Origin of the sequence: Natrinema sp. 1APR25-10V2, from assembly GCF_031626495.1 — an archaeon.
Lineage (GTDB): Archaea > Halobacteriota > Halobacteria > Halobacteriales > Natrialbaceae > Natrinema.
In genome coordinates, this window is the sequence record NZ_JAMQOJ010000006.1 from 17650 (window position 1) to 36619 (window position 18970).

Annotated in this window: 16 protein-coding genes; 4 read left to right on the forward strand and 12 right to left on the reverse strand. The window is 55.5% G+C overall.

Annotated features, from left to right (window positions below; translation table 11 throughout):
• Nucleotides 1-637: 637 nt before the first annotated feature.
• Nucleotides 638-796 carry a hypothetical protein gene (locus tag NDO75_RS18495; RefSeq protein WP_310908094.1) on the reverse strand — a complete coding sequence of 53 codons (159 nt, stop codon included), beginning with the start codon at nt 794-796 and terminating at the stop codon, nt 638-640.
• A gap of 411 nt (nt 797-1207) precedes the next feature.
• Between NDO75_RS18495 and NDO75_RS18500 the strand changes: the two genes are divergently transcribed.
• Complete coding sequence (locus NDO75_RS18500; RefSeq protein ID WP_310908095.1) at nt 1208-2713, forward strand: AMP-binding protein; 1506 nt, start codon at nt 1208-1210, stop codon at nt 2711-2713.
• A gap of 129 nt (nt 2714-2842) precedes the next feature.
• Here the strand turns inward: NDO75_RS18500 and NDO75_RS18505 are convergent, their stop codons facing one another.
• The 3 genes from NDO75_RS18505 to NDO75_RS18515 form a co-directional block, all read right to left on the reverse strand.
• Nucleotides 2843-3661 carry an SDR family oxidoreductase gene (locus NDO75_RS18505; protein WP_310908096.1) on the reverse strand — a complete coding sequence of 273 codons (819 nt, stop codon included), beginning with the start codon at nt 3659-3661 and terminating at the stop codon, nt 2843-2845.
• Nucleotides 3662-3784: 123 nt separating this feature from the next.
• On the reverse strand, nt 3785-4969 hold the full coding sequence (locus NDO75_RS18510; RefSeq protein WP_310908097.1) for an acyl-CoA dehydrogenase family protein: 1185 nt from the start codon (nt 4967-4969) through the stop codon (nt 3785-3787).
• A gap of 198 nt (nt 4970-5167) precedes the next feature.
• A complete protein-coding gene (locus NDO75_RS18515; RefSeq protein ID WP_310908098.1) occupies nt 5168-6823 on the reverse strand; it encodes an AMP-binding protein in 1656 nt (551 codons plus the stop codon).
• Nucleotides 6824-6954: 131 nt separating this feature from the next.
• Between NDO75_RS18515 and NDO75_RS18520 the strand changes: the two genes are divergently transcribed.
• Nucleotides 6955-8022, forward strand: a complete 1068-nt coding sequence (locus NDO75_RS18520; protein ID WP_310908099.1) for a phosphotransferase family protein — start codon at nt 6955-6957, stop codon at nt 8020-8022.
• 57 nt (nt 8023-8079) lie between these two features.
• Nucleotides 8080-8514: a VOC family protein gene (locus tag NDO75_RS18525; protein WP_310908100.1), complete on the forward strand. Its 435-nt coding sequence runs from the start codon at nt 8080-8082 to the stop codon at nt 8512-8514.
• A gap of 3 nt (nt 8515-8517) precedes the next feature.
• On the opposite strand, the gene NDO75_RS18530 is transcribed toward NDO75_RS18525, so the two are convergent.
• The 7 genes from NDO75_RS18530 to NDO75_RS18560 form a co-directional block, all read right to left on the reverse strand.
• A complete protein-coding gene (locus NDO75_RS18530; RefSeq protein ID WP_310908101.1) occupies nt 8518-9378 on the reverse strand; it encodes an SDR family NAD(P)-dependent oxidoreductase in 861 nt (286 codons plus the stop codon).
• Between the two features lie 2 nt (nt 9379-9380).
• Nucleotides 9381-10082, reverse strand: a complete 702-nt coding sequence (locus NDO75_RS18535; protein WP_310908102.1) for an ABC transporter ATP-binding protein — start codon at nt 10080-10082, stop codon at nt 9381-9383.
• Nucleotides 10069-10803: an ABC transporter ATP-binding protein gene (locus NDO75_RS18540; protein WP_310908103.1), complete on the reverse strand. Its 735-nt coding sequence runs from the start codon at nt 10801-10803 to the stop codon at nt 10069-10071. The genes NDO75_RS18535 and NDO75_RS18540 overlap by 14 nt, the downstream gene beginning before the upstream one ends.
• Nucleotides 10796-11797 carry a branched-chain amino acid ABC transporter permease gene (locus NDO75_RS18545; protein WP_310908104.1) on the reverse strand — a complete coding sequence of 334 codons (1002 nt, stop codon included), beginning with the start codon at nt 11795-11797 and terminating at the stop codon, nt 10796-10798. Before NDO75_RS18545 ends, NDO75_RS18540 begins: the two co-directional genes overlap by 8 nt.
• Complete coding sequence (locus tag NDO75_RS18550) at nt 11794-12654, reverse strand: branched-chain amino acid ABC transporter permease (protein ID WP_310908105.1); 861 nt, start codon at nt 12652-12654, stop codon at nt 11794-11796. The genes NDO75_RS18545 and NDO75_RS18550 overlap by 4 nt, the downstream gene beginning before the upstream one ends.
• 61 nt (nt 12655-12715) lie before the next feature.
• Nucleotides 12716-13975, reverse strand: coding sequence for an amino acid ABC transporter substrate-binding protein (locus NDO75_RS18555; RefSeq protein ID WP_310908106.1), 1260 nt, complete (start codon nt 13973-13975; stop codon nt 12716-12718).
• Nucleotides 13976-14104: 129 nt separating this feature from the next.
• Nucleotides 14105-15697 carry an AMP-binding protein gene (locus NDO75_RS18560; protein ID WP_310908107.1) on the reverse strand — a complete coding sequence of 531 codons (1593 nt, stop codon included), beginning with the start codon at nt 15695-15697 and terminating at the stop codon, nt 14105-14107.
• Nucleotides 15698-15881: 184 nt separating this feature from the next.
• On the opposite strand from NDO75_RS18560, the gene NDO75_RS18565 reads away from it, so the two are divergent.
• A complete protein-coding gene (locus NDO75_RS18565) occupies nt 15882-17021 on the forward strand; it encodes an acyl-CoA dehydrogenase family protein (RefSeq protein ID WP_310908480.1) in 1140 nt (379 codons plus the stop codon).
• A gap of 68 nt (nt 17022-17089) precedes the next feature.
• Here NDO75_RS18565 and NDO75_RS18570 read toward each other — a convergent pair whose 3' ends face one another.
• Entirely contained in the window at nt 17090-18922 is a 1833-nt protein-coding gene (locus tag NDO75_RS18570) for an acetyl-CoA carboxylase biotin carboxylase subunit (RefSeq protein WP_310908108.1), read from the reverse strand.
• Between the last annotated feature and the right edge of the window lie 48 nt (nt 18923-18970).

Below are 18970 nucleotides of genomic sequence, written 5' to 3' on the forward strand. Positions count from 1 at the left end.
CGCGATTCACACCTAACCTTCAACCTCGAGATGCCGGTTTCAGGACGGGATTCTCTCGCTGAGCAGATTGCTTTGCGTTCTGAGGACGACATAGTCGTCTCGAGCCACTACCAATAAAATTCTGACAAGATAAATGGCAGTTGGTCTTGAATATAGAGTACAAGATAACTTGACTCGAAGCCGGCTCTTCGGGTCTTGATCCTTGGCCGACGAAGCACCGAATAAACCGCCATATTCGCGCAGCTATTGGCCGAGAAGCACAGTTTCGAAAGCACTGGTTTCTCGTCGATGGTCGTCTATCTAATCACTCTCCTATTATTATATCTAAGCGACTATCTCGACTATATTGGTGGAAGATTAAGGAAAAGCACTTTTTACTATGATGAGTGAATTTAATAAACTCCAAACACTAGATCAGCAGTCGCTAGAGCGTAAGGGTCAAAATTGGGAAAACCCACACTATTATATCACGAATCGGCTGAAAAAGTAACTGAACATACAGAAGATAGCGGAGGTGCTACTAAAATAATAATGAGGAGACAGGAGCGTTCTCTTGAATTACCGAAGCGTCAATCCGACTGGGGCGCTCAGATACGACTCTTAATTCGTCCATGTGGCAAGCGTACCGTCTCCGTTTCTATAGATCGAGTTCCGTTACGTCGCTGACCTCGAACTGAAGGATTTCCGGATCTCCGGCGAGCAAATCCGGCCGTGCTTCCAAGAACTCCTGGGCGTGATCCGATTCCGAATGCGCCGTCATCGCCGCTTGGTCTTCGTACGAACATCTTCTGCTCATTGTTGCAAACGGTTAGCAGCGTGCCCGGAGACAAGTCTGAGAAACATTCATTGTGAAAATAGGCGGATTGACTACGTCTGATCTAAACGTATCGATTGATTTCGAATCTCTACCGTGACATTTTGTCACACAATCGAAACCCTCCTTAATAACACCCTAAGTGTGTTACTGTATCGCTGCTCGAAGAGAGGACTGACGCTCTATCGGCATCGCGAACATTTCTAACACAATCTCAGTTGAAATGCCGTCAATACGTTTCGAAAAGAGTCTACTCAAATTCCTGTATACGTTAACTCCTCTTTCGGTGTCTTCTCTAATGATAGGCCGCTACATTGGGAGAGACGGTCAAACCATTCTGGGATAACAGTTAGAGCACCAATATATTTGGTCGTGCAAGTAGACGAGTACACTATGAATCTCTGTGAATACCTCATAAACCAGATCAAACGTCGACCAGATGCTGAGGCGATCCTTCGGATCCAGAACGGTGACGCCACAATCACCTATAGCGACCTCGAGAAACGGATCAAACGCGTGGCTGCGTGGCTCGATGAACGCGGGATCGGGGAGGACGATCGTGTGGCCATCTACATGCCGAACTGTCCTGCCTACGTGCCACTAGTTTTCGGTATCTGGCACGTCGGCGCAGTCGTGTCGCCGTTGAATACACGCTTTGGTGTCGATGACCTTGCGTTCGTCCTCGAGGATATCCGACCGACTGTACTGTTCACGTCCGAGACCTTGGCCGATGAAACGGACGACCTAGAGCCCCGGATCGAGAGTCTAGAATACACAACCGAAATCGAGCATACCGGAGAGTTTGCCGAGTTCCCGGCTGCGGCCGAAGCCCCTCCGCGTACCAAGCGCTTGGACGGGGACACCGCGATCATTATGCACACTTCAGGGACGACAGGAGATCCAAAAGGTGTCGTCCAAACTCACCGCAACATCGGTGCGCAGGTCGACTCAGGAATCTCCGTCTTCGGACTGCGTCCGGACGACACGGCATTGGTGGCGATGCCGCTGTTTCATGTCGGTGGTCTCCATGGTCCTGTGTTGATGTCTCTGTTCTCCGGCGGTTCAGTCGCGGTCATGCCCGGGTGGGATGCCGAGGAGTGGCTCCACGCTATCGAGAATACCGGTGCGACCTACACCGGGTTAGTGCCAACGATGATGGTGGATGCGCTTGACACGATCGTACCGGAGAAGCACGATACCTCGTCGCTAAGATTCTGTTTCTTCGGGGGTGCACCCGCACCGGAACCGCTCTTAGAGGAGTTCGAAGACACGTTCGAGGTCGATCTGAGCAACTACTACGGACAAACCGAAAACGCAGGCGTCAGCATCACGCTCGACCCCGGTGAAAAACTCCCTATCGGATCACTGGGAAGGCTCACACCTGCTGTCCGCGGAAAAGTCATTGATATCGACACCGGGGAAGAAGTCCCGTCCGGCGATCGTGGCGAACTCCTCCTGCGTGGAGACATCATCACGCCCGGCTACTGGGAACGTCCTGAACGGAACGAGGCGTTGTTCACCGACGGGTGGCTGCACACGGAAGATATCGTTCGCCAAGACAAGGACGGATATCTTTACTACGTCGACCGGAAAGATGATATTATTCACTCGGGCGGTGAGAAGGTTCCGCCGAGCCGGGTTGAGAACGTCCTTCAGGATATGACGGGCGTCGAGTCAGTGGCGGTCTTCGGGACCGATCACAAGCGATGGGGGGAGGCCGTCACCGCGACTGTCATCGGCGACGATCTGACCGAGGAAGCGGTGAAGACGTTCTGCGAGTCTCGAGACGATCTGCCAGAATACATGAAACCCCGGCGAGTCGTATTCGTCGAGGAGTTCCCGCGGACGGGATCCCAGAAGATCGACAAGGTGGCGCTCGCAAAACAAGTCGATTTCTGAAGAGCGCATGTCGTAACCGTTTGGACGATAGCAACACGATTCGATCGGCCGGCGGGTAGGCGGTATTCCTCAGGTGGGTGATCGAAAGGTTCCGTATTGGTACTCGCAGATAGACGGTTACAAATCTGTTTACTCAAAGTCCTCGGATACGGCTGGTGCTCCCTCGACTACGATCGTTTCGCCGGTAAGATAGCTTGATGCTCGCGTCGCGAGAAACACCACTGCATCGGCAATCTCGTCGGCACCGCCGACTACGCGATCAACCGTCGAACGATCGTGTGCGGTTTCCGAACCGACACCCATGACACCAGCCGATCCGGGAGTGAGAACGAGACCGGGCGCGATGCAGTTTACTCGAACGCCTCGTCCCGCCCATTCGTTCGCCAGTGATCGCGTTAGATTTTCCACACCTGCCTTGGCTGCCCCGTAGTGGCTCATCGTATTCGAACCGTACTGCCCGGCGATCGACGAGAAGTTCACGATACGACCACCGTCTTCGAGATACGGCAATGCCGCTGTCGAACAGAGATGTGTCCCTTTCAGGTTGATCTCGACGACGGTATCCCAGCCGTTCGGAGAAATATCTTCGGTGTCACTGACAAACGAAGCACCAGCGTTATTCACGAGGATATCGAGATCGCCGAGCTCACTTATCGTCGTCTCGATCATCCGTTCCACGGCGTCGGGATCGGCGATATCGGTCTCGATCGGGACTGCTCGCGCATCGAAAGTCTCTTCGAGTTCATCCGCGACTGCTTCGAGATCCTCCAATGATCTACTTGCAATCGCTACATCGGCCCCGACCGCGGCGAGTTGAAACGCGGTAACCCGACCAATACCACGACTCGCACCAGTTACAAGCGCTACATCGCCGTCCGCGCGGAACCGTTCAGTCACGTTCGCAACATCGTCTGCCGAAAGCCATTCATATGCGTTATCTGCTGCCATACCGGGAAGTGTAGAGCCAAGAGAATATAAGTGTCGGAGGGATTAACCACAATCCAATCAGCTGTGGACGACCACTTCGAGAGTAGAAACGAAACTGGAAGAGTTCAGCTTCAGGCCCGACGCCTAATACGAGCGGGGGAGACCGAGCACACGCTCAGCGACGTAGTTTCGCATCATCTCGCTGGATCCAGGTGCAATGCGGGATAGTCGAGCTTGCTTCCAGAGGTCAACAACAAAGTAGTCTTCACTGAGACCGTTTCCGCCGTGTACTTGGACTGCGAAGTCACACGCGTCGTAGCCAGCTATGGACGCGCGCAGTTTTGCCATGTTGGCCGCGGAACCGGCGTCTCTGCCGTCAGAATCGACCTGCCAGGCAGCCTTCTTCTGGAGGAGTTCAGCAGCCTCCAATCGCGACCACTTATCGGCGAGCGGGTGCTGAATCGCCTGGTGCGTGCCGATCGGCGCATTGAACACTTCTCGCTCCGTCGCGTAGTCTACTGCCCGCCTCAGCGCACACTTCCCAGCGCCGATCACACCGGCGGCACCGACCAGCCGCTCTGGGTTAACCGTATCGAACAATTGATAGAGTCCGTTCCCCTGATCCCCGATGATCGCGTCGGCGCTGATCCGGTAGTCGTCAAAGTTGATCTCGTACTGTTTCTCCGGTGACGGAATTCCAGTGTTTAGCTCACGGTACTCGATCCCGGGCGCGTCCGGGTCCGCTAAGAACAGCGTGATGCCCTCGGTCCGGTTTTCGACTTGATCTTTCGGCGTCGTGCGTGCGACCAAGAGCATCTTATCGGCACGGCCAACACCGCTGATCCACTGTTTCGCTCCGTTGATTACGAACTCATCGCCGTCCTGCTCTGCAGTCGTATCGAGTTCGGGGGTGTTGTGACCTGCATTCGGCTCCGTTAATGCCATACAGAACTTCATATCCCCATTCGCGAGCTTCGGGAGGAACTCTTCTTTCTGACTCTCAGTGCCATTCTTCGAGAGTGTAATCGCACCGAACACCGGCGTTACGACGAACAGCATCCCGACACCCATACAGCCGTGTTCTTCGAGCGTACGGACGATCGTCGTTAGTTCTTGAACGCCCATCCCCTCTCCGCCGTATTCTTCGGGGATTGTCGCGCCGAGAAACCCGGCATCGGCACAGTCCTGCCAGAACTCCACCGGGTCTTTCTGTTCGTGATTGACGGTATGCCAGTAGTCGTCGTCGTAATCAGAAGCTATCTTTACGGCGATCTCTTCAATTAGTTCCAACTCATCACCTTCGCCAAAGGCTGCGCTATCCTGGGCCATATGCTACCAACTGTCTCCATCTTACTAATTGTTATTCATTCTGGGTTACAGGAACTCCCTGACTTGATTACGGTGGAATTCTCGAAACGTACAATATGGAAGTCAAAGAGTTGGAAAGCAGAGCAGTAGTACCGCTGTCGGAAGATTGGCTATCACCGCGTCGGTCATCACTTCATAGTTCTCGCTTCGGTGTTTAGCTCAGTCATGATCCGACCGCTCTCGTAGCTCCGACCGACGAATCTTTCCGGTGACCGTCTTCGGGAGGGTGTCGGTAAACTCCACGTCACGCGGGTACTCATGTGCGGCGAGTCGATCGCGGACGAATTGTTTGATTTCGGCACGAGTTTTGTCGGTAGCGTCTACATCCGTAGCAGGGACGACGAACGCCTTCACACGCTCCCCCCGCTGTTCGTCTGGGACTCCGATTACGGCCGCCTCGGTAACAGCGTCGTGTTCAACCAGTTGCGATTCGATTTCGAAGGGACCGATTCGGTAACCCGACGAAAGAATGACGTCGTCGGCCCGGCCTTCGAACCAGTAGTACCCACCGTCGTCCTCTCTGGCCAAGTCGTCTGTCAAGACCCACTCGCCGATCCGAGCGTCGGCCGTCTTCTCGGGGCGGTTCCAGTACTCGAGGAATGTGCTCGGGAATTCCTTGATCGCGATCTCACCGGTTTTGCCTTGATCCACTTCCTCGAGGGTTCCGGGTTCGACGATCTTCGTATCGATTCCCGGGTACGGCTTTCCCATACTTCCCGGCTTAACCTCCCAAGAGTCAAACGGATAGTTTGCCACCACAGTACCGTACATTTCAGAACATCCGTACGTGTCAAGGATCGGTACCCCGAACTGTTCTTTCGCCCACTCGACGACTGGCGCGTTGAGCGGTTCGCCGACTGAGAGAAGTGTCCGCAATTCCAAGTCTCGGTCGGAGAGGAGTTCCTCTTGTTTCCAGAGCATCCGGTAGGCAGTCGGAACGCTGAACAGGACGGTGATCGGATGCTCATCAAGGATGGTCACCCACGCTTCCGGGTCAAATTCGCCTTCGTAGACGATGATGGGAACTTTCCAAAACAGCGCACCGAAAGGATTGAGCCCGGTCAACCAGCCGAGATCTGCTGTACACCAGTAGAGGTCACCGTCTTGCAAGCCTGCCGGGAGCTTCGCGAAGCTCGCGTTTCCGATCGTGAAGTCGTGACCGTGAACGACGCCCTTCGCTGGTCCAGTCGTCCCGGACGTGTAGTAGAGAAATGCAGGTGTTTCGGGGCCTGTTCGAACGGTCTTGAACTCAGGGGAAGCGTCTTCGATTCGGTCGTAGTAGTCGATATCACCGTCGACAGTGGTGCCATCGTCTCGGTCGAGGACAATAACATTCTCGACGGAATCGATCCCTTCGATAGCGGCAGCGATCGTCTCGCGATTTGCTGCGGTCGTCACAATGGTCTCGGCCTCGCTGTCCGCGAGACGGTGGGCGATACCGTCTGGGCCGTACCGCTCGTTAATCGCCCCGAATACGGCACCGGTTTTCACGGTCCCCAGAACTGTGATATAGTGCTCAGGAATCCGTGGTAAATACGTGATGACGCGATCCCCCGCCTCGATGCCGAGGTCAGTCAGTAGGTTCGCTACCTTATTCGACCGTCGTGTGAGATCCCGGAACGTGTACCGCTTCTCCTCCCCGCCCTCCCCGAGCCATAGAATCGCCAGCGTATCACCGTCGGTTGCATGCCTATCGACCGACTCGTGTGCGAAGTTGAGCGCCTCTTGTCCTCCCCAGTCGCATTCGTCACGTATCTCTTCCCAGGAAAACGACTCGACAGCCGATTCGTAGTCGGTAACTTGGTTCAGGAACATCGACTGTCCTGTTGAACGTAAAATAAGTTATATCTACTGCCGGTGCCTTCGCGTATCATCCAAAGTCAGAGCAGGCGTAGCTGGCTAAGTAGACGAAAGAATATATGCGAGGATGTACAATCAGATGAAATATGAGTGATGTAAACGACCATCTCGATAGTTTGGTCGATACGGACGCGCTCTCGGAGTATCTAGCGACCGAACTAGGTGACACTGAGAGCTTCGACGTTTCCTACCATGATGAGGGCCACTCTAACGAGATTATCTTCTTCAACTGGGGAGATGGCGAGTACGCTCTGCGTCGCCCGCCGTCTGGGAAAACACCGGAGTCAGCACACGATGTCCTTCGAGAATACGAGGTTCTGTCTGCGCTCTCGGAGACGGCAGTCCCAGTTCCAGAGACGGTATTCGCATGTAACGACCATTCCGTGATTGGCAGCGACTTCTTCGTGATGCAGCGACTCGACGGCACTGTTATTCATAACGATACGGGCGAGCCAAGCCGATTTGCGGAACCAGAGTATCGCGAACAGATTAGCTCGGAATTAGTCGAAACGCTAGCGAAGATCCATGACGTCGACTACGAGCGTATCGGGCTGGGCAACTTCGGAAGCCCCGAGAAGTACCTCTCGAAGCAGATAGCCCTATGGACGAATCAGATGGAGCAGTGTTTCAAGCGGTCCGGTCGAGAGATCGACGCGCTTCGCGATACCGCCGAGTGGCTCGCCGATTCGATCCCCGAACCGATAGAGCCAACGCTCGTTCACGGCGACTATAAACTTGACAACGTCATCTTCTCTTCGGGGACACCTCCCGAGATCATCGGCGTGTTTGACTGGGAGATGAGCACGCTCGGTGATCCCCTTGCTGATGTCGGTTACATGCTGTTCAACTGGGAGCACGGGACCGACAACCCTGCTGTCCCGGAGTTATTCCCGCAATTCACGGAGTATGAGGGATACCCCTCTCAGCGCGAACTCGTGGAGATGTACGAAGACGCAAGCGGTCGTACGTACCGACACGATCGGTTCTATCGAGCGCTAGCTGGGTTCAAGCTCGGGACGGCACTAGAGGCGTTCTACGCACGATACCTCGAAGGAACGACAACCGATTCGATGTATCCGTCCCTGGAAGCCGGGATCCCCGAACTCGCCAACCGTATCCAGCGAATTATCGACGGAAAGGAACCGCTCAGCTGACCAATCGGGTCTCCAAAGCTACCAAGCTATTATTATGTAGTGGGATGACATCCCAATATGGAGATCTACAGTGTCGATCGAGTAATTATCGCAACTCCGAATATCGATGATACGATGGATCAGTTCACGGAATTGCTGGGTCTCTCGTTCGGGGATCTCATGGAACCGACAACCCAAACGGCCACCGGCGAGCAACCTGTTGCAAACCGGCTCAGTCCGAGCGGTATCGAGCTAGTGACTCCGAAATCGGACGACGGTCAGGTCGCACAGTTCATCGAACGGAACGGGGCGGGTCTGTATGCCGTGTCACTTCGCGTTGCAGACTTAGACGCGGCAGTGAAAGAACTCGAGCAGAAAGACGTCGAACCCGTTGGTCGGTACGAGTCGGCCGACTTCGACGAGGTGTTCTATCATCCGAAGCACTTCGGCGGTGCGTTCGTCATTCTCGCGGAGTACGACGCGCCCCATCCCGCGGAGACGGCCGCGGAGTAGTCGTCACTCGATCCGCTGGTCGATATTCTCCCCGACGGTATCGGCGAACCGCTCACTGATCTCCTCTGGCGACCATTCGTTGTCGGCGACCACCGTGTACTCGTACTTCGGTGCCGGAGTCACCAGGTCGATCCGATCGCCGCCGATTCGGATCGTCTGACCAGTCACCTCACAGTCGGGGCTCGCTAGAAAGACAACCATCGAGGCGCTGGCCTCCGGTCCGGGGAGGTTTTCCGGCCATTCTTCAGTGAGTCGTGTATCCGCGACCGGCCAGATCGCGTTGACACGCACGCCGTACTGTGCCAGTTCCTCGGCAGCGGTCCTGGTGAGCCCCAGTATCCCAGCCTTGGCCGCGGCATAGTTACCGAGTCCGAAACCTCCTGTCGCGATATCTGAGGAAGCATTCACAACAGTCCGTTCACGATCGATTCCGTCTTTCGACTGCTCACGCCAGTACGCGGCTGCGTGATGCAGGACCGAGAACGTTCCCTTCAAATGGACCCGAATTACCTCGTCGAATTCTGTCTCCGTCATGTTCACTAGGGAGTTCTCCCGAAGAATTCCGGCATTGTTATAGATAACATCGAGATCACCGAACGCGTCGAGTGCCGTCTCAACAGCCTGCTGTGCGCCGTTCCACGTACCGACGTCGCTGTAGTCGGCAACGGCAGTTCCGCCCGCAGATTCGATCATCTCAACTACCGTGTCTGCGGGCCGCTGATCGTGGCCTTCCCCTGACGGATCACCACCGACATCGTTCACCACCACGTTCGCACCCCTCTCTGCGAATTGGAGACAGGCTTCGCGTCCGATGCCACGGCCGCCGCCTGTGATCAAGACAGTCCGATTGTCGAGCGAGATCATCGCTATTTCCCCATGTAGGCCTTCATAATCTCGTCGCTGTTCAGGATCGTGTCAGCGTCTCCCTCGCTGGTTATTCGACCGTTCTCGATAATATACGCCCGATCTGCGATCTCAAGAGCCTTGTTGACGTTCTGTTCAACCAGCATGATCGTCGTTCCCTGATCGTTGATCGACTCGATCTCTTCGAGGAGTTCTGTCGCCAACATCGGAGCTAGTCCGATCGAAGGCTCATCGATGAGGAGGAGGTCAGGGTCCTGCATCAGAGCAATGGAAATGTTGAGCATCTGCCGCTCGCCCCCGCTCAGAGTGCTCGCATATTGGCCCTGTCGTTCCTCTAACCGTGGGAACAGGTCGAATACCCGGCTGAGACGGTCCTCTTTCGTATCCTTGCTAGCACCGTAGGCGCCCAGCTTGAGGTTGTCAATGACCGACATATCGGGGAAGACGCCTTCGTCCTCAGGCGCAATTTTCAGTCCTAACTCTGCACGCTTGTCGACCGGCGTGCCAATTATCGACCGGCCCTTGAACTGAATGTCGCCTTCTGTCGGCGTCAGCCAGCCCATGATGTTCCGCAACGTCGTCGTCTTGCCCGCTCCATTATTCCCGATGAGTGTTACTAGTTCTCCCTCCTCAACGTCCAGCGAAACGTCCCAGAGCACCTGTACGTCATCGTAACTCGACGAAATTAAGTCAACCTTGAGCATGTTCTACGAACTCCTCTCCGAGATATGCTTTAATGACATTGTCATTCGAGGATACTTCCTCGGGTGTTCCTTCGGCGATCCGCTGTCCGTTCTGAAGTACGATAATCCGATCCGATATGTCCATTATTGCATCCATTATGTGCTCTATTACGAATACACTTCTTTCCTTGTTGATCTCTCGTATCAGAGCAAGGAAGTCATCCATTTCCGAGGGGTTCAGTCCCGCCATGATCTCATCGAGCAGGAGCAGTTCCGGATCGGTCGCTAGTGCACGTGCAAGATCGAGTCGCTTTTGCTGGACTACGGTCAGCTCACCTGCACTCAGTTCGGCCTTGTCGCCCAATCCAACGAAATCGAGCACCTCAAGCGCTTTCGCTCGGTCGTAGGTACCGCTTCCGGCCTGTTGCGCGAATGTGACGTTCTCGAGGACTGTTTGGCTCGTAAAGGGCCGGGGTGTCTGGAACGTACGTGCGATCCCTAGTTGGCAGACGTCGTGTTGGGACTTGCTCGTAATATCTCGGCCGTTGAACGCGATCGTCCCCGCGGTCGGCTGTAACAGGCCGGCGATCATGTTGAATGTTGTCGTCTTTCCGGCCCCGTTCGGACCAATGAGGCTGTATATCAGCCCCGATTCGAGCGAGATGTCGACATCGTCAACCGCCGTTAGTCCGCCGAATTCCTTCGTCAGCCCTTCACACTGTAACAACGGCGTATCAGTCATCGGTTTCCTCCATATTAGCTAGTTCAGTTTGATTGAATCGCCGAGTGATCCGCTTGAGTCGCTTCGACCGCTGGACCAGCGATACGAGACCGTTCGGGAACGTGAGCACGAGAACCATAAAGAAGAGCCCGAATACAATGCCGTGGAAGAAGGGGTATGCGGCTTGGGTTTCAGCGCGGATCGGCGTCAACAGCAGGGCACCAAGAATGGGGCCGATCACGGTCCCCATGCCACCGATAACGCTCATGATCATCATATCGCCCGAGGTGGTGACTGCGAACATGGTCGACGGGTTGATGTACAGCCAGTAGAGCGCGGCGATCCCACCGGCGATGGCTGGGAAAAACGCGCTCAGCGCGAACGCTCCGACTTTGTATCGGGTGGTATCGAGACCTAACGAGCTAGCTGCTCCCTCGTCATCGTGGATGGCCGTGAGGGTAAGGCCGAAGTACGACCGCACGACGAGGTAGCTGGTCAGGATAGTCACAACGGTCACGGCAAGCATGAGCTCGTACGTGACTAGGGTGTAGTCTCCGACCGGGAGGACCTTTCCCTTCGTTCCGCCGGTTATACCCAGATTCACTGCGATCTCGAGCATCAACTCGGCGAATGCGAGCATGACGATTGAGAAATAGACGTCGCTCAATCTAATCGTCGCGACAGCCACCGGAAGGGAGATGAGCATAGTAAACACGCCGCCAGCGAGTATTGCGAGGTAAATGCTGATGCCGAAGTCAGTAAAGAGGATGGCACACGTGTAGCCGCCGATACCGAAGAACGCGACATGACCGAACGAGATGTACCCCGTATACCCGCTGAGGAGGTTCCAGCTACTGGCCAACGTTACGAACATGAGTGTCGTAAACGCGATCCCGATAAGATACGAGTTGTCGGTGAGGAAGGGCATCGCAGCTAATGCGATCACGAGGACTGCGCCAATCACGAACCCATATCGGTCCCACCTGTGGGGACGTAACGACGAGAGGATGTTCATACTCGAGCACCTCCGAACAGTCCAGTTGGCTTGACGAACAAGGTGATGACGAGGATCGAGAGGAGTACCAGGTTCCGGACGCCAGGGTCAAACAGGTAGCCGCTGATTGACCCGACCATACCGAGGATGAGTGCGCCGGCCAGTGCTCCAGTAAAGCTCCCCATTCCACCGAAGACGATGACGAGGAAACCAAAGATGAGGTAACTGAAACCTGTATCCACCGAGACGGTATACACCATTCCGATCATCGCACCAGCGATGGACGCTAGTATTGCCGAGAGACCGAATGCAGCATAGTAGACGCGATCTCTGTTGATCCCGGCAGCCTGTGCCAGTCGTGGGTTTTGGACGGTGCCCCTCATCGCGCGCCCGAACTCGGTTCGAGTCATCAGATAGTAGAGACTAATCATCGCTACGGTGGCGACCATGAGCGCGTAGATCCTCGCAAAGGTGATGTTGACGCCAAGGATCGTTACGGTCTGGTCGAGCGGGGCCGCTTGAAGGCTTCGCGGATCGACACCGAACACGGCCCGAGCGACATTATTGAGGAAAAGAAATAACCCGAAAGTAGCCAACAGTGAGATGAGTTCCGGGTTATCTGACTCCAGAATCCGGTTGATCACTAGATACTGGATCAACACGCCGGCCAAGAAGAAAACTGGAAGCAAGAGGAAGATCCCGATCGCCGGATGAATCCCCAGTGCCTCATTGAGGTACAACGTCCCAAAGGCGCCGAACACGATGAACTCCCCGTGGGCTAGGTTGATCACTTTCATTACTCCGAAGATGAGGTTCAGGCCTAGTGCAACTAGTGCCCAGAGTGCACCGATGACGAGGCCTCCGGTGAGGACCTGCACTATGCTACTGACGTCAAGCGCTAACAACGTTGGCGGTAGTGTCGCTGGACCCATTTTCTCTTTATTCCGGTGAACTGTCACGGTTGCCCCAGTTGGGCGTCGGAAGCCACACATCGCCCGTCGCGAATTTTTCGGGGTAGAGCAACGTCATCTCTTGGTTCTGCCATTGACGAACTGCCTCGTTCTTGTACTGATGACGATTCCAGCCTGTTTCGTGGAACTGGGTACGGCCTAGAGGTGTTTCGATATCCAGACTTTTCAGCGCTTGATTAACATCGTCTGCGTTCGTGGAACTGGCCTCCTCGATCGCTTTCTCGAACACCATCCCCGCCGCTGTCGCGTACGAGAGAGGCATCTCTGCAACCGAGTCCTTTCGTTGATTCCACATCTCGACGTAGGTATCGACGCGGTTGTAGTCGTATCGTCGATCCCACCACGCCCCGTTCATCATGTAATTGACCTGGTCGCCAAGGGTGTCGACAATGACGGTCTGAGAACTGTAGTTCTGATAGTGGATGTCGACGTTTAGGCCCGCCTGCTGAGCCTGCTCGGCAAACCGCGCCTCGTCGGCCGGGAACCCGCACACACAGAGAACGTCTGGGTCGGCATTACTGAGTTCACTGAGGATGCTCGAGAAGTCATTCTGGTCCGTGGGGTACTCCTGTTCGTAAGCTACCTCGAACCCTTGGTCCTCTAGGTTTTGTGTCAACGCCTTCCCGAGGGTGCTCGTGTACGCGGCGTCGGCTCTAAGCGTAGCCGCGGTCGACGGTTCGTCCATGTCGAACGATCCCCAGTCAAGCGACGCAAGGAACTCTGGGAACGACTTTCCGTATTTAGTCGTCTTGCTAAGCGTCGAGTAGTAATACTCCAGCCCCCGACTGAAGATCTCGGGGTCCGACGACGCTCCCGAGACCATGGGGATCTGATTTTGCTGAGAGACGAGCGACGCCGAATAGTTGTTTGGGCTCCCGTATGGGCCGAATAGAAAGTCGACGTTATCCTGCGAAGCAAGACGGTTCGCCAACTCTCGTGCTCTCTCGGGATTGCTCTCGTCATCGTAGTGGACTAGTTCAACCTCTTTGTTGAGAATACCACCGTTTTCGTTGACGTGGTCACGCCAAATTTGGAAGCCCGTGTGATATTGCTTTCCCAGCACAGCAGTCGGTCCCGAGAGCGAGGACGTATATCCAAACTTGAGTGTGTCGCCACCACCACCGCTACCACCAAGGCAGCCGGCGGCCGATGCAAGCGCTACTGCGCTAAGTGAGCTTTTTAAGTACGTTCGGCGATTCGTGCGACTATGCTTGTCAGGCTCTACCATATCACTACTTTCAAGACATAGTCACTTATAGCCTTTGGGATATATTAGAAAATCCACATTATTTGCCGTAATTAGGTGTCGGGGTAATTTCACTTTTGCCCCAGATGGAGATAGAAGGAACTGGCCGAGTTACTGATAATAATCGTCCCAATCCGCCGCCAACTCGAACTTTCTGATTTTCCCTGTCGTGGTTTTCGGAAGCTCATCAACAATCTCGATCGACTTGGGGGTTTCAAACCCAGCCAAGTGTTCGCGACTGTACTCGAGAAGACTCTCTTCGTTCACTTCAGAATCCGCGGTCGGCACAACGACCGCCGTCACGGCTTCACCCCAGCGATCGTGGGGAAGTCCAACGACTGCTACTTCGGCGATATGGGGGTTATCTAGGAGTATGGATTCGATTTTCTGGGTCGAGACGTTCTCCCCGCCGGTTTTGATCATATCTTTCTTCCGGTCTACGAACTTCAGCAGATGATCCTCGTCGAAAAACCCCATATCGCCAGAGTGGAACCATCCATGTTCGAACGCTTGTTTGGTCTCCTCTGGGTTCTTGAGGTAGCCTTCCATCACGTTCGGGCCGCGATAGACGATCTCGCCCACCTCGCCTTGCGGAAGGAGTTCCCCCTCGTCGTTCATAATAGCGACATCCGTGTTAGCATTCCCAGTCCCCCAGTAGTTGCCTTCCTTCTCGAGTTGCCATTCGGGCTGGTAGATTACCGTCGGCGGATACGCCTCCGTCTGCCCGCTTCCGAGTGCAAAGTCGGCGTCGAACGTCTCGATACACTGTTTCAGAACTTCATTACCCATGGGCGTCATCGCGTAAAGACAGAATCTGAGCGAAGAGAGATCACGCTCGTCGATGTCGTCGCGGTTGAGTAGTCCCTCGTACATGACGGGGAGTAGGAATGACCATGAGAGATCACGCTCTTCGACGTCAGCCAGGAATGCCTCCTGTCCGAAGTCACGTCGAATGACCGTCGTCGCGGAGACATGCATTGCTCCTTTGATCATCGTGAGTTGTGCGCAATGGAATAGGGGCATGACACTCCCCATCACGTCATGTCGCGTAAGGTCGCCGTTTGTTGCGACGTTAAGTGAACCGGTGTAAATCGTCTTATGACTGTGCAGGACGCCTTTCGGCTTCGAGGTCGTTCCACTCGTGTACATGATCTGGGCCAGATCTGTATCATGAATTTCGACATCAGACTCTGATTCGTCGCAGCCTGCGGTGAACGCCCGAAACGACTCTTCCGGAACGTCAGTCTCGCCCCACTCAAACGTAGCAACCGTGTCCATGTCGCGGTCCTCGAGCAGCGGTGCAGTCTTCTCGTAGAGGACGTCGTCGACGAAGAGCGCGTCGGCATCGGAATGGTCGAACTCGTACGCGATATCCTCGGGCGTGATCTCGGGGTTGATGAACACTGGAACAACACCGGCCTTGAGCGCCCCGAAGTACGCCTCAAGGAACTGGAGAGAGTTCCCGGCGACGAACGCAATCCGCGATCCCTTTTCGTACCCGGCGTCTAGCAGGGCGTTGCTAGCGCGATTCGCCCGCTGGTCAAATTCTGAGAACGTGACTTGCTCGTCCTTCTCCGGAACGATGAACGCCGTCTTTTCCGGCATCCGGTTCCCTGCACGCCGAGCAATATCTCCGGCTGCGATACGACCAATCTTGTTCGTACGCTTGACGTCAACAGTTTCCTTACTGGTATCAGTTGCCATGTCATTCTGTACCTAATCTTGACTATTAAGTGTATTCCCAGTGGCACTGTTCCTCCTCGCTAGTTTTGATCTCGCCACTCGGCGAAGATTCGCTCCTCGTCGTGTCGGCGGACGACTTGTTACATTCGGGCAAGGTTTTTACAGCGCATGCTCGACGGTAACGGACACAGGAGCAGAACTAATGATCGAATTCGAGCTCAGTCCAGAACAACGTGCGGTCCGACAAACCGCCCGCGAGTTCGCGGAGAGCGAAGTTGAACCGGTCGCCCGGAAAGCCGAGGAAACGGAAACATGGCCCCGCGATGTCTGGGAGGCCGCCGTAGAAGCAGACTTGGTCGGCGTTGAAGTCCCCGAAGAATACGGTGGGCCCGGAATGGGAACGCTCGAGAGCGCGCTCGTAAGTGAGGAGTTAGCCAGAGTTGATGCGGGAATGTGTGCCGCACTGGGTACCTCGTTTGGGTCCCGTATGATCGAAGAGTACGGGACGGAGTCCCAGAAGGAGCACATCCTCCGCGGTATCTGCTCGGGGGAATTAATCGGAGCTCTCGCCAACACAGAACCGAAACACGGCAGCGACGCCGCACACATCGAGACGACTGCGGAGAAGGACGGCGACGAGTACGTCATCAACGGGGTGAAGACCTTCATCACTCATGGGACTATCGCGGACTACGCGGTAACGACGGCGCGGACTGGCGGCGAGGGTCATAGCGGAATCTCGGCGTTCATCGTCGAGACAGATCGCGACGGCTTCACGGTTGAGTCCGAGATTCACAAAATGGGGTGGAACGCCTCCGAAACCGCACAATTACGGTATGATGATGTCCGCGTTCCAGCGGAGAATCTCATCGGCGAGAGAGACCACGGTTTCTACCAGCTCATGGACTTCTTCGAACAGGAGCGCGTCGGCATCGCCGCGCAGTCGCTCGGAATTGCACAGGGATGTCTCGAACAGTCGCTCGACTACGTGCGTGAGCGCGAACAGTTCGGTCAGAAGATTGGTGAGTTTCAGTCGATCCGGCACAAACTCGCGGACATGGCCGTAAAAGTCGAAGCGGCGAGGCGACTTACGTACGATGCCGCTGCTCGGATTGATGCTGGCGGAGAGCCGACGAAACTGGCTAGTATGGCCAAACTGTATGCTAGCGAGATCGCTGAGGAAGTGGCCAGCGAAGCCGTTCAGATACACGGCGGAAACGGATATACTCGTGACTATCCCGTCGAGCGGCAGTTTCGCCACACCAAGATCTACCAAGTCGGGGAGGGAACGAGCGAGATCCAGCGCAACATCATTGCCGACGAACTCCTAGACGGACAGGGCTAGGGATACGGGCGTCCGAGTACCCGTTGAAGTGTCAGTGATACCGCTGCTCGCCGAGTAGATAGTTGCAGTTACTCTAGGGTGACGAGGGTATCACCCATATCGACGCTCTGGCCACCTGAAACAGCAACATGCGTGACGGTTCCGTCGGTCGGGGCAACGATGTTATTCTCCATCTTCATCGCCTCCAACACGCAGACCACATCACCAGAAGCTACTTTGTCGCCTTCTTCGACATCGACTTCCAGAATCGTCCCTTGCATCTCCGCGGTAATCTGATCGCCATTCAGCGAAGCTGTCTGGTCGCCGTTGGAGCCGCTAGTGGCCGCTCCGCCTGTCGAACTGCTTCCACCAGACGATGGTTGTTGCGTTCCGTCGACGATGATTCCCGGATCTTCGAGGGTGACCTGGAACCGCTGCCCATCGACTTCAACAGTCAGTTCCTGTTCAGTAACATCCTCACTGCCCCCGTTCGCGTGCGCCGCGGATCCCCACTTCTCCTGGGCTTCCGAGATTCGTTCGGTGGCGATATCATTATCGAGGTAGTTCGTATCGTGTTTCCCGGTCAGAAACGCGTCATCTGCCAGCATCAGGCGATGGAACGGAATGATCGTCGAGATTCCCTCGATGTCGTATTCGCGGAGTGCGCGCTTCGAGCGGTTGATGCACTCCTCGCGGTCGCTCCCACGAACGATCAGCTTCGCAATCATCGAGTCGTAGTCGGTGACGAGTTCGTCGCCCTGTTTGACCGCGTCGTCGATTCGGACGCCGAGTCCACCTGGTGGATCGTAGGTCTCCAGTTTTCCGCCGGTCGCGGGTGTGAAATCCTCGGCGGCGTTTTCAGCATTAATTCGGAACTCCATCGCGTGACCGTCGATGTCGACATCCTCCTGAGCGAAGGTGAGTTCCTCTCCGGCCGCGACCCGCAGTTGCCACTTCACGATATCGATGTCGGTGATTTCTTCGGTAACGGTGTGTTCGACCTGAACTCTAGTGTTTACTTCGAGGAAGTAGAAGTCCGCGTCGGGACCCAGCTTTTCGCCAGGATCGCGGTCGGGGATTTCCCCGACCAGGAACTCGACGGTCCCGGCATTGTAGTAGTTCGCTGCGTCGACGCCGCGGCGGGCGGCTTCGCCGATCTGCTCGCGGAGCTCGTCGCTCAATGCAGGACTCGGTCCCTCCTCGATGACCTTCTGATGGCGACGCTGGAGCGAGCAATCACGCTCCCCCAAGTGACGGACGTTGCCGTGCTTGTCGGCGATAATTTGGACCTCGACGTGGCGTGGGTTCTCCAGATAGCGTTCGAGATAGACCGAATCGTTGTCGAAGTATGCGTCACCTTCGCGCTTGGCACTCTCGAGTTGGTCCTCGATCTCGTCTTCCGCGTGAACGATCTTCATGCCACGGCCCCCGCCGCCGCCCTCGGCCTTGATGGCGATTGGATAGCCGTGTTCGTCGGCGAACTCGTACACTTCTTCTGGATCCGTGACAGGATCGGTCGTTCCGGGGACGATAGGCACGTCGGCCTCGCTCATCACCGTCCGTGCCTTCGTTTTCTCTCCTAACTGCTCCATCGCGTCGCCAGTGGGGCCGACCCAGGTGATCCCCTCTGTGTTCTCGACTCTCCGGGCAAACTCAGCGTTCTCTGCGAGAAAGCCGTAGCCAGGGTGTATCGCGTCAGCATTTGCTTTCTCTGCTGCCTCGAGAACGGCCTCATGGTCGAGATAGGAATCAGCTGCACGAGCTGGACCGATGTTGTACGCGTCGTCGGCGTATCGGACGTGGCCAGCGTGCTTGTCCGCCTCGCTGTAGATGGCGACCGTTTCTATCTGGAGATCGGCACAGGCCTGCATCACCCGCACTGCGATCTCGCCACGGTTTGCTACAAGAACCTTATCGAACATTCACTTGTACTACGATATCATCTCCCAAATAAATTACTCCGGAATGGA